The following is an 11,459-nucleotide window of genomic DNA, read 5'->3' as shown; positions in this document are numbered from 1 at the left end:
GCCCAATGCCCAATGCCCAATGCCCAATGCCCAATGCCCAATGCCCAATGCCCAACGCTCAATAACTATGGCAATTCTACCGAAGTTGGTTTAGCGATATGTGGCAACCCCCAACCTAATTTTTCTCGCAAAATTCGGAAAAACTCAGGGGGTTGCAAGCGAATAAATCGGGCACTATATTGCGATCGCTCCATATATACTCGATCTTCTGGTAAGATATAGCACCCCCCATTGCCATCTACCACCATCACTAGCCGAGGAATATTGACTGGGTAGATATTGACCGATTCAGTATCTGGAAAGACCAATGCTCTAGAAGCTAGGGAATGAGGACAAATGGGTACTAATTGTAAAACAGGTACGCCAGGAGTCACCACTGGGCCACCAGCACTCAATGAGTAAGCTGTAGAACCAGTAGGCGTGGAAACAATCACACCATCTGCGGCAATGTCTACTGGCGCATGACGCCCTATGGCAATTTCAAAATGGCACATAGAGGTCAAAGGTTCTCGGTGTAGCACCATTTCATTCAGGCATAGGGCTTCCCATAGCACTGAATCATCCCGAAACACTTTGACATTGAGCATTGCTCGTTCTTCAATTTCATACTCACCTGCCATTGCCTGTTCTAGTGCTTGAGGCAATTGATTCAGGAAAGTTTCCGTCAAAAATCCCATGTGGCCGGTATTCACTGTTAACAGTGGAATACCACAAGGGGCTACTTGACGAGACGCTGCCAGAACAGTGCCGTCTCCCCCTAATACCACTGCAAACTCCATATCTGAATCAAAACCAGGGGGTGTCAGACCGTCAATGGGAGTGTGGCACACAGGACTCTCTGGATTAGGGTAGCCCAATATCCCACCGATACTCGATGTGATACATACATTCCAACCGGCTGCGGTTAGCTTGTCTTTCAACTCAATAGCGACACGGCCCGCTATCGGTTTAACGTCATTGTAGATAATGCCTGCTTTCGGCACACTCAAATATCCAAGTTTAGGCGATGCTCTGTATTATGTAATCGTTACACATTTTGGTCATGTAGTCATTAATCTAGAGTCAAAGATCCAGAGTCTAGGGTTTTACGACTAATGTCTGTTTCGTAATGACTATTGACTATTAGCTTTTGAAGACTGTTTAAAAGGAGTTTTTTTAGGTTTTTGCTTTTTATTTTTATTTTTCTGGTAGTCTACTTCTTTGAGTTTCTTCATTATTCGGCTGAAGTACTCTTGGAGATAACTTTCTAGGGTTGTGGTTTGTTGCGGATCTAAACCAAACACTGTGTATACTTCATCCATTGAAGCATTTAACTGTTTACCACTAGCCAATACTTCTGTAAAGGCTAGCCTGTCTGCTACGTTCCATCCCCACTGAAAGAATCGCATTATGCCCCGTACAGCACGCAGTAAGTTTATTGGCATCCGCGTTACTCTGGCATCTTTTCCAGATAAGCGTTCGCACAGGTTGATAATTTCTTCTGCACTCCATGCACGAGTACCGACTACAGGAAAAGCTTGGTTTTCTGTTTCTGGTACACTCAATGCTCGGATTGCAAACTTAGCAATGTCCTGAGTGTCCATATAGGCGATGGGAGAAGAATTACCTGTTACCCAAACTGGCTGTCCTTCCAAAATAGGAATCCCATACTGCCCGATTAACCCTTGCATAAACCCAGCTAGCCGCAAGATGGTATAGTTCAACCCTGACTCAGCCAAGAATAGTTCTGTACACCGCTTAATTTCCATTAGCGGCACTTCTGGGTATTTATCAGCATCTAAAATTGAAAAGAAGATAAAACGCTCGACACCCGCGGCTTTTGCTGCTTGAATCAATGCTACTTTGCCTTCCCAGTCCACTTGTTTGATACTTAGTGAATCTGTAGGGCGAGAGGTTGAGGCATCAATAACTTGGGTTACACCAACTAAAGCTTCCGCTAGAGTATCGGGGTAACGTAAATTTCCAGGGACGAGTTCTGCTCCCCATTCTTTAAGGAAAGCTGCTTTTTTACTGCTGCGGACAAGACAGCGTACTTTATATCCCTCATCGATAGCACGACGAGCCACTTGTCTTCCTAAGGTGCCAGTGGCACCGACGATTAATAAAGTCATCAGGGTTGTAATAAATTTTAATGTTTTATGAAAAGAATGTTATCAGAATAACCTATGCAAACAAAAGTTTACATCTTTTCTCAGAAAATCAATTTATTTGGATGGACTCATGAAAAAATAGCTGTCCGATTAACGGACAAGCTTTTTTCTCATTTCGATGAAAAAGGGAGTAGGGAGTAGGGAATGGGGAGAATAATAACTCTTGTACAGACGCGATTAATCGCGTCTCTACTTCTAACTCAGCACGGGCTAAACCTTAGCTTTCCGCTAACAGCACTCAATTATTCTTCTGTGCCTTGAATTTTCAGTAACAACGCGCCTAAGCCCCAGCCTACGAAGATTAAACCGAAAGACAATAGAGCTGCATTCAAAATTTCGCCGCCCATTAGTGTGATTCTCCTTATGCAAATTGGTGTGTAAACTAGGTCTACCAGAAGCTTTTCAACAGTTGCTAGGATTAGACCTGTGTAAACAATTTTAAACTAGTTTAGCAGCTAATCCTTACTAGCTTGGGGGGTAATCCCCATTCTTGGTAGAAGGGAAAATGGGTAAATTGGAACATTTTGATGATAATAATTATGAAGAATTTTTATGTATCAAAATAATCAAGGTGATTTAATAAATTTTGTGAAAAAGAATCGTCCGCGTTTGGCGCTGACGCTCGGAGATCCGGCGGGAATTGGGCCGGAGGTGATTTTGAAAGCTTTAGCCGATCCAGAAATTCGTCAAAAATATGACGTTACAGTAGTGGGTAACGGAGATTTGCTGGCACAGATTTATTACAAACTGAATTTAACTGAGAATTTAGTAGCTTTGGCAAATCCAGATGAGTTGTCAGTCAGCGATGTGCAGTTGGATGGAAAAATTAAAGATCGAATTATTTCAGGAATAGGTAATGCAGCCAGTGGTGCGGCTAGTTTTGCGTATATGGAATATGCGATCGCTCAAACACTGGCTGGTAAATTTGATGCTATTGTCACAGGGCCGATCGCTAAATCTGCTTGGAAGGCCGCAGGATATAATTATCCAGGGCAAACAGAACTTTTAGCACAAAAATCAAGTGTTGACCGTTTTGGGATGTTATTTGTAGCGCGATCGCCTCATACTAATTGGACACTCCGCGCCTTACTTGCAACCACACATATCCCCCTACGTCAAGTAGCCGATGTGTTGACACCGCAGTTGTTGACACAAAAACTGGATTTGCTGGTGGAGTGTTTAGAGAAAGATTTTGGTATATATAGAGGGAGAATTGCGATCGCAGGTTTGAATCCCCACAGTGGCGAACAGGGACAACTTGGACATGAAGAACAAGATTGGTTAATTCCCTGGTTGGAGCAAGAGCGTCAAAATCGACCGCAATTGCAGTTAGATGGGCCGATACCGCCAGATACAATGTGGGTTAAACCTGGTCAAGCTTGGTATGGAAATTCTTTAGTACAAAATCCTGCTGATGGCTACTTAGCACTTTACCACGACCAAGGCTTAATTCCTGTGAAGCTGATGGCATTCGATCGGGCAGTTAATACTTCTATTGGTCTTCCTTTCGTTCGCACTTCACCCGATCATGGAACAGCGTTTGATATTGCGGGTAGGGGAATTGCTGATGCTACGAGTATGAAAGCAGCAATACATTTAGCCGCTGAGTTAGTTAGTCAAAGATTGGCTAAGAAAAATATAGCACAAGCCAACGTGGTTAGGACATTAACAGATGATAAAACTTAGACACAACAAGACTTTTCACCCAATCCCCAGTCACCAGTCCCCAGTCCCTTGCTATAATAAATAATTTTTAAGTGCAGCTTTGCTTAAAATCTTCAAGACACGACCAAATCAGTTCTGAATATGGTTCAGTTAAGCATTTCTTTTTTATTTCGGTGTTATTTGCACTTTTGTGGTAGCCATAAAAACTAGTATTCTAGTCGGGTGCTTCAAACTTATAACCATAGCCTCGCACAGTTTTAATAAATTCCGGTATGCTGGGGTCGACTTCCATCTTTTTGCGAAGTTGACCAATATGTACATCAACTACCCGGCCATCTCCTACATAGTCGCAACCCCAGATTTTTTGGATTAGCTGTGGACGACTCCAAGCTTGATTAGGATGACTTGCCAAAAAATGTAAGATATTAAATTCTAGTGCTGTTAAGGGAAGAGTTTTATCGTTAAGTGTTACCTCGCGACCCTCTGGATTAATTACTAGCTGCTTGAAAACGATACGTTGTGTTGGGGAGGGATTAATGTAGCGTATCCGCCTCAAAAGAGCTTCTACTCTAACTTCAACTTCTGCAAGACTAAATGGTTTAGTCATGAAATCATCAGCACCTGCGCTTAAGATTTTAATTTTATCAGCCTCATCAGTCCTACTAGTTAGTATCAGCACTAAAACATTAGTACGACTCTGCATTTCTTGGCAAAGGCTATAACCAGTAACATCCGGCAAATTCCAATCCAGAATTACTAAAGCTGGGTTGAATTGCTCAAACAATGATAAAGCAGTCCTACCATCTGCTGCCGACTCTATTTGATATTTCCGACTTAAAAAACGATAGACAAGATTTCGCACGCCGAAGTCGTCATCAACGATCAGAATTTTGGGAGTAGTAGTAGCAGTAACCATAACCATAATGCTATCTATTTGTAGATTGGGCGATTTGCTGTTGTGCCAGCTTTACGTGTTTCTGTTGAGTACCACCGCTACTGTAGTACTTGTGTACATTTAATTTTCCATGAAGCCGATCGCAACCTCAGCCACGATAGTGCCAATAAAATTTATAATTATGGCATGATTTTTGCATAATTTTGAATTTGTATTGTATAATGTTAAATTTTTACGTTTGGAATAAGTGTAATTAAAAACCATCTCCGTAACCGCAAATAGTCAAAAGACACATCCAGAAGCGACGGTAATTGCTACAAATTTAAAAGAGTAACGCACTCCCTGGTTAATTAGGTCTCTACAAAGGCTGAGAAACTAACTTATCAGCCAATCTAGATTCTCAACTCCTACTTACTCGACTGTACTATAACCAATAGGTATGTTCTCTTGAAGAAGGTCTACGAAAATCTACCCTGGTGCATTTACATGTAGCTGCCCTCTTAAGCATATACTATACTACAAGTTTCAGCCTGAGCTATGACAAAAAGACTGAAAGCATCACCAAAAGGTATATAGGGCGTCAAAACCAGCTTTAACAGACAAAAGCAATAGCAACAAGAATTGCTCTAGCAATATTATGATGTCAATAACTTGCTAGGAGCTTGTTTCAATAGTACTGCTGACAGCAGAATTAAGAAGTAAAACACCCTTTGTATTTGGGTAAGTATCTAGGCAGAAATAAATTTAAAGTTTGTAGTAAGGACTTTAGTTTTAATAATCCTTGCTCTGAGCAATAAAATGCTCACTACAAACTAGGAGTTTATTTTATATTTAATTATGTCTGCCTACTTAACAGATTTAACTTATGTACCTCACAAAATTCTAATCTGCTGTATATGACTCTACAAGTTTGGCAGGAAATGAGGAGAGATTATTATTAGCGATCGCTGTTATTAAAAAGGTATCAATTACTATTTTATTGTTAATTTTTTTATTTAAAACTAATATTTTATCGATTGATGAGGAATTCAGTAAAATCTCAAATATCTAAATAACTAAAATATCAAAAAAAGATAAACTTTAAATATATTAAATTAAATTTAAAGAAAATATTGTCTATTCATACTCTCAAAGGGCATTATTTACAATTGATTAATTGGTTGATTTTCGGAAAAATACTCGTCTATCTGAGGAGAGAGTTTGAAAATATTCATACCAGAGAAAGATCAATTGAATATCTTCAGTTCGCTAAATTACTATTAACATCGTCAGCAAGGAAAAATTATGGTTAATAACTTAGTCGGCGGCATCATTCCTCCACAACCACCAATAGAAGCACAAACTGAAGCTCATATCCTAAAGAGTCGTCTGGAATGGGGCGAACCAGCTTTTACAATCCTGGATGTGCGCGATCGCGCTACCTTCAACGAAGGTCACATCATGGGGGCAATGCCAATGCCAGCAGATGAATTGGTAGAGCGTGCAGTAGCTTCTTTAGATAAGAGCCGTGACATTTACCTTTACGGTGATAATGAACAAGACACTGCCCAAGCCGCACAACAACTGCGTTCTAATGGATTTGAGCATGTCTCCCAACTCAAAGGTGGTCTTGGCGCATGGAAGGCGATCGGCGGCCCAACAGAAGGTATTGTTGAATCAAAAACTGCCGCAGGTGCAGATGAGTACAATGTTGTAGATCGGCTAAAAAACCACGAAGAAAATCTGCAAAAGGGCGGTACTAGCGTCACGGATTCCATTAAACAGGGAGCAAGTAACCTTAAGGAAGGCATTCAAGAAGGAGCAAGTAACCTTAAGGAAGGCATTCAAGAGCAAGCAAGTAACCTCAAAGAAGGCGCTCAAGAGCAAGCAAGTAAGCTCAAAGAAGGCGCTCAAGAGCAAGCAAGTAACCTCAAGGAAGGCGCTCAAGAGCAAGCAAGTAACCTCAAGGAAGGCATTAGTGAATCCACTTCTAGAGACAGCAATGATTCCAATGTTGGCTCTTAGGTAAAAAATACAGCAGAATTCAGAATTCGGGAGCAAAGCCAAAGACGCTCCGCCAAGGCGTCAGAATCCAAAAGTAAAAGAGGCTTTATATATACCTGGCTTTGAGACTAACCTTTGTGTATTCCACTAACTTGAAATCTGCTGTAATTTAGTATAAGGGTTTGTAGTAAGCACTTTAGTGCCTGGGAAAAAATAACGACTTTAGTACTTACTACGAACCTGCTTATCTATCAATTTCAACTTGACATATAACTAGTAGGAATTGACGATCAATAAAAATTTCTTGTCACTATTCCCTATTCGATTAGTGTTCAAATAGATCCTTGAATTGCAATAAATCTAAGGAAACTATAGTTGGTAGAAACTCAAAACATTCTTGAGCAATTTGCCAACGTTCTTCTCGTTTCAGCATTTGTATTAACTTCTGCTGCACACTAAGTAAATAGCGTACATCGTTGGCAGCATAGCTTAGTTGAGCTTCAGATAAGCTAACGGCGTTACCCCAATCAGAACTTTGAGAGCTTTTATCTAGTTCCACTTGTTCTAACTCTTGTACCACGTCTTTGAGTCCGTGGCGATTTGTATAAGTACGGGCTAATTTACTGGCAATTTTAGTGCAAAAAATTGGCCGTACCTGAATACCCAGATTGGCTCGCAAAGTGGCCAAGTCAAATCTAGCAAAGTGAAACACTTTCACGACATTGACTGCTTCCAAGAGTTTTTTTAAGTTGGGGGCGTCAGCTTGTCCTTTAGCTATGCGGATTGCAGTTACTTTCCCTTCAAGATTGCACAGCTGGACGAGACACAAGCGATCGCGCAACGGCAGCAATCCCATCGTTTCTGTATCAACTGCGATCGCTGTAGATTCTAAATACTCGCTAAGGGCTGCGTCACTGAGATCGCGATCGCTCACCTGAAAATCTAGTAATGTCATCAATTGTTCAAAAATAATAGCAGTGTCCAGCAGAAAAAAGTCTTGTCAGACACTACATTATTATTGTGCAAAAAAATCAAAAATTAAATCTACCTAGTGCGAAAAAACATCTGTGTTAGGTAGACTTCGCCTTGATTATTAGTAGCAACGCCAATTCCAGTCAGGTTGTAATTTCCTTTAAGATTCTTTAGGTGTCCGGGACTTTTGATCCAACCAGTAACAGCTTCCTCTACGGGGTTGCTATATCCCCGGTTAAAAGCAACATTTTCTGCTGCACTGTTGTAGCGAATCGGAATAGCTTTGACTCGCCCTTCAAATCCCTGATGGCTAAATGGGGTTTTACCTTTAGCCATATTTTGACTATGAATTCTTGCCTGTCGAGTTAAATTTGCATTTAAAGTCAACTTTGGCAGCCCTTTAGAAGCCCGATATCGATTAATTTGGTCAAATACTGATTTTTCTAGCTCAGTAGTTTTAAAAGTAGGAGTCGATATTGCAACTTGACTAGAAAAAAGCGACAACAGCTTATTACGGGTGGATGTATTCGTAGAAGTATGATTTGGTATCGGAGCAGTCGTTAATCCACTAGCAAGGACAAGCGCACTTAAAGCGATGCCAAAAGCAGTTTGTCGGAACATGGAGAATTGCGTAATGTGTAGAGATATAAGACTTCTACTCTACCCTATTGTTCCAAGGATATATACCACAATACTATTAAGTAATGATGAATTTCGGCAATTTGGCTACATCCTTTACAAGTAACACAAACAATAATTTCCAATTGTCAGTACTTCAATAGGTCAGCTTCATGAAAATCATGGTTAATTTGGCTAATAATTTCAGATTTTCATGAATTATCTAGCAAAAGCTTTACTAACAGGTTAAAGTCTGGGGAATTTACGAAAAAACCTAAACTTTACCAAATCTAACGCTATGTGCAATTTTTACTCAAACCTAATCTCCTTGCCTAACAATAAGGAATAGGTAGAATTCAAAGCCTCTCTCTTTTTGCAGGCTATCCATTAGTCACATCTTTCTTTACAATCTTGACACGCTCGGTGTGTGGCATACTTGACAAGTTAGCTCTTAATCTTCTCGCTAAAAGTAGGTTTTTATTGAGAATTAACGACGAACGAATCAGGGTTATAAAAAACGTGAGTGAATACTCTCACAAATTTTGAAAAAGATCCGGGTAATGGATAGCTCTTTGCAGGAGAGAGCAATGGAAGTTAGGTCAAAATATTAAGTTGCACATCGCGTCAAACTTATGAGCGAATGAACATTTGTGTGAAGTAGATTGCGCCTTGACTGTTTTTAGCAACACCAATCCCCGTCAGATTATAATTACCTCTGATATTAGCAAGATGCCCTGGACTTTTGAGCCAGCCTTGAACAGCCATTGTGGCAGGATCGCCATATCCCTGGTTGTAAGCGACATTTTCAGCAGCCGATCTGTAAGAAACACCGGTTGCATTAAGACGTTGTGAAAATCCATTATGTCCAAAGGGAACAGTACCATTAGCCATGTTCTTACTGTGAAGCCTAACTTGATTATCGATGGCAGAATTACGAGTTAGCGCTGGTAGCCCTTGGGAAACTCTGTAGTTATTGATTTGGTTAAAAATCGACTGTTCTAGAGCAGCAATGTCCGTACTAGATGCTGCAATTTGATTAGTATTATTCGATACGTTTGAAGTCACAGGCGTACAAGTTGGATTTGTTACAGAAGTAGCGATCGCTCCACTACTGAGAGCAAGAGTGCCTAAAACAACGCTGTAAACTATTTGTTTGATCATTTGTTTTCAGTAAAGTTTTAGACAATGTAACCAATGAATATCAATGTGACAAATTGCTTATAAGTCTAAATTGCTTTAATTGTGGGCTTTTTTGCTCAAAAACTACTAGCAAACGTTTAACTGCATGATTTAACGCAAATTTATTACTATTTAATCAATATTTGTCTTCTACCATTAGTATGATTCTTTTTATTCAAGATTCCGCATTTAAACTGTTCTATAGTGTAATTACTAGACTTTTTTGAATTTATTAGTTCTAGATTATGCTTATTCATCTTCATAAATTCAGCTATTTTACTGTACCTAAGTATATTAAATAGCTGATTTATGTGACAAAAACAGTAAAAACCGATTGTGGCAGTTGAATATGCGGAATGTCGCATAAAAAATGGCTGGATTTATTCAGCCATTTTTCTACGTAATTTTAACTAGCTTTATTTCAAGGTTTCTACCTCTTCCTGTATCACACGCAACACCCGTGCAATATATTCTGCACGCCACTGTTCCCGTTCCTTGGTTACTTTGACATCCGGCTCATAAGCTTCAATTTCACTAGTCGATAAAATACCTTTCACCTCTAGCAATCGTTCGATGGTGTCTAGCCGCTCATGCAGCACGGACACCTCACCAGTCAAGGCCATGACGATCGCTAACAATTTATCAGTTTGCGGATTTTCTAAGTAAACAGGTCGTTTACCCTTGGCTATTTTTGTCATCCTGATACCAATTCTCCAAAAATAAGACTAGACATACAAAATGAGGAAAGCCAGAAAAAATCTGACTTTCCCAATTACAAATTATTGTCTTCGTAGCAGGCCATAGCCTATTACGAATTACAAAATTTTCTCTGCTTACTTAGTTGCAGCAACCACAAACCACGTGCCTTGGGTGGCTGAGTTACGATTTTGAAACATACCATTAGTTTCTTTTGCTTTCCATGCCCCATTCGGGACAAATTTCTCGAATGTCTTATCTGCTGCAAAACCAGCCTCAGTAACTAGCGGCACCAAATCTAAATCGCGTACAGCACTCCAGAAAGGTTCGTTGTTGTTAGCGGTTTCCCAATCATAAATAAACTGTGTATAAACATCCATGTGACGATAAAGGGGTGCTTCTAGATGAATCATCATGCCACCAGGAGCCAGTAGACGATAAGACTCTTGCATAACTTTACGCACAGATGACGGAGGGATTTCATGCAGCAAAATGTGAGAAACCACTAAATCAAATGATTCATCAGGGAAGTTAGTATGTTCGGCATTTTGCTGAGAGAAGTGTACCCGTTTTCCCAAGGCTTCGGCTCTTGCATGAGCATAACGCAGTATAGATGCGCCTATATCTATAGCATGGACTTCTGCATCTGGGAAACCATCGACATAAGGTAATGTGCTATTGCCAATAGAACATCCCATATCGAGGATTTTTCTCGGTCGAAAGTTGGGAAACTCTGCTAAAAGGTAGTTTTGGACTAAAGATAGCCCCATATCATCGTTGAGCGGCCCCAACCAACCTAGTCCATAAACGTAAGCGCCGCGATCGTAGGTTGCACCGGCTGCGACATCATCAGCAGTGAATTCACCGTGATATCCTCCGGGCATACAGTGAATGTCTACAGCCTTTTGATAAGCAGGTATTTGAAAATTTGGATCGAGGGTTAAAGTACCCAGTTCACCACCCTTATTTTTGGCACGCTCAATCAAGTCAGGCAGTTCTCTGTCAACGTTGGCATTTACAGCATCCCATAACATTTCCTGGTTGATGCGCTTCAGGGCACTAGTCCAGCGATAGTAGGGTTCGTGCTGCATTACTTCCCGAATTTCATAACGATTTTCGGGAGGGCGCTGATGTTCTTGTTCAAACTTCGGCTTGGCTAGTTTTTCATAAATTTCTTTATTACCAGGAGTGACATTCTTGAAAATGTGCATTTTCATAGTTTGCACAAAGTTTTGGCGTGCCAACTCGTCGTGAGTAGGTTGCGGTAACATTGGGTGTTGGAATTGTTGAGCCATGATTGC

General features: G+C 40.5%; 11 protein-coding genes and 1 pseudogene. 3 read left to right on the top strand and 9 right to left on the bottom strand.

The features are described 5' to 3' along the window. Positions 1-65: 65 nt before the first annotated feature. From RMZ42_RS17050 to RMZ42_RS17040, 3 genes are all read right to left on the bottom strand, one after another. Complete coding sequence (locus RMZ42_RS17050; protein ID WP_322663367.1) at positions 66-983, bottom strand: NAD(+) kinase; 918 nt, start codon at positions 981-983, stop codon at positions 66-68. A gap of 129 nt (positions 984-1,112) precedes the next feature. Then, positions 1,113-2,111 carry an SDR family oxidoreductase gene (locus RMZ42_RS17045; protein WP_322672493.1) on the bottom strand — a complete coding sequence of 333 codons (999 nt, stop codon included), beginning with the start codon at positions 2,109-2,111 and terminating at the stop codon, positions 1,113-1,115. A gap of 281 nt (positions 2,112-2,392) precedes the next feature. Further along, positions 2,393-2,497 (bottom strand): PetM family cytochrome b6-f complex subunit 7, encoded by a 105-nt coding sequence (locus RMZ42_RS17040; RefSeq protein ID WP_094344256.1) that lies wholly within the window; start codon positions 2,495-2,497, stop codon positions 2,393-2,395. 205 nt (positions 2,498-2,702) lie between these two features. Here RMZ42_RS17040 and pdxA point away from each other — a divergent pair, with 205 nt between their 5' ends. Then, positions 2,703-3,836 (top strand): 4-hydroxythreonine-4-phosphate dehydrogenase PdxA, encoded by a 1,134-nt coding sequence (pdxA, locus tag RMZ42_RS17035; RefSeq protein WP_322672492.1) that lies wholly within the window; start codon positions 2,703-2,705, stop codon positions 3,834-3,836. A 193-nt stretch (positions 3,837-4,029) separates the two neighbouring features. Here the strand turns inward: pdxA and RMZ42_RS17030 are convergent, their stop codons facing one another. Beyond that, complete coding sequence (locus tag RMZ42_RS17030) at positions 4,030-4,737, bottom strand: response regulator transcription factor (RefSeq protein ID WP_322672491.1); 708 nt, start codon at positions 4,735-4,737, stop codon at positions 4,030-4,032. A 36-nt stretch (positions 4,738-4,773) separates the two neighbouring features. Between RMZ42_RS17030 and RMZ42_RS17025 the strand changes: the two genes are divergently transcribed. Together RMZ42_RS17025 and RMZ42_RS17020 are read left to right on the top strand one after the other, a co-directional pair. Next, entirely contained in the window at positions 4,774-4,911 is a 138-nt protein-coding gene (locus RMZ42_RS17025; RefSeq protein WP_322672490.1) for a hypothetical protein, read from the top strand. Between the two features lie 1,083 nt (positions 4,912-5,994). Then, a pseudogene (locus RMZ42_RS17020) lies at positions 5,995-6,441 on the top strand (rhodanese-like domain-containing protein); the annotation flags it as partial. Positions 6,442-7,018: 577 nt separating this feature from the next. Here the strand turns inward: RMZ42_RS17020 and RMZ42_RS17015 are convergent. From RMZ42_RS17015 to RMZ42_RS16995, 5 genes are all read right to left on the bottom strand, one after another. Further along, positions 7,019-7,648, bottom strand: coding sequence for a ribonuclease H-like domain-containing protein (locus RMZ42_RS17015; protein ID WP_322672489.1), 630 nt, complete (start codon positions 7,646-7,648; stop codon positions 7,019-7,021). A gap of 89 nt (positions 7,649-7,737) precedes the next feature. Then, positions 7,738-8,286, bottom strand: coding sequence for a CAP domain-containing protein (locus RMZ42_RS17010; protein ID WP_322672488.1), 549 nt, complete (start codon positions 8,284-8,286; stop codon positions 7,738-7,740). A gap of 627 nt (positions 8,287-8,913) precedes the next feature. After that, entirely contained in the window at positions 8,914-9,444 is a 531-nt protein-coding gene (locus RMZ42_RS17005; RefSeq protein WP_322672487.1) for a CAP domain-containing protein, read from the bottom strand. Between the two features lie 434 nt (positions 9,445-9,878). Next, positions 9,879-10,160 (bottom strand): hypothetical protein, encoded by a 282-nt coding sequence (locus RMZ42_RS17000; RefSeq protein WP_322672486.1) that lies wholly within the window; start codon positions 10,158-10,160, stop codon positions 9,879-9,881. A 135-nt stretch (positions 10,161-10,295) separates the two neighbouring features. Beyond that, positions 10,296-11,453: a class I SAM-dependent methyltransferase gene (locus RMZ42_RS16995; RefSeq protein WP_322672485.1), complete on the bottom strand. Its 1,158-nt coding sequence runs from the start codon at positions 11,451-11,453 to the stop codon at positions 10,296-10,298. Between the last annotated feature and the right edge of the window lie 6 nt (positions 11,454-11,459).

This window comes from Nostoc sp. DedQUE05 (assembly GCF_034530955.1).
GTDB lineage: Bacteria > Cyanobacteriota > Cyanobacteriia > Cyanobacteriales > Nostocaceae > Nostoc.
This window is presented reverse-complemented; position numbering and strand designations above follow the sequence as displayed.

Bases quoted from the DNA above. Each gene is read 5' to 3' on its own strand.
- RMZ42_RS17045 (WP_322672493.1), bottom strand. From the start codon at position 2,111: ATGACTTTATTAATCGTCGGTGCCACTGGCACCTTAGGAAGACAAGTG.
- RMZ42_RS17040 (WP_094344256.1), bottom strand. From the start codon at position 2,497: ATGGGCGGCGAAATTTTGAATGCAGCTCTATTGTCTTTCGGTTTAATC.
- pdxA (WP_322672492.1), top strand. From the start codon at position 2,703: ATGTATCAAAATAATCAAGGTGATTTAATAAATTTTGTGAAAAAGAAT.
- RMZ42_RS17030 (WP_322672491.1), bottom strand. From the start codon at position 4,737: ATGGTTATGGTTACTGCTACTACTACTCCCAAAATTCTGATCGTTGAT.
- RMZ42_RS17015 (WP_322672489.1), bottom strand. From the start codon at position 7,648: ATGACATTACTAGATTTTCAGGTGAGCGATCGCGATCTCAGTGACGCA.
- RMZ42_RS17010 (WP_322672488.1), bottom strand. From the start codon at position 8,286: ATGTTCCGACAAACTGCTTTTGGCATCGCTTTAAGTGCGCTTGTCCTT.
- RMZ42_RS17005 (WP_322672487.1), bottom strand. From the start codon at position 9,444: ATGATCAAACAAATAGTTTACAGCGTTGTTTTAGGCACTCTTGCTCTC.
- RMZ42_RS17000 (WP_322672486.1), bottom strand. From the start codon at position 10,160: ATGACAAAAATAGCCAAGGGTAAACGACCTGTTTACTTAGAAAATCCG.
- RMZ42_RS16995 (WP_322672485.1), bottom strand. From the start codon at position 11,453: ATGGCTCAACAATTCCAACACCCAATGTTACCGCAACCTACTCACGAC.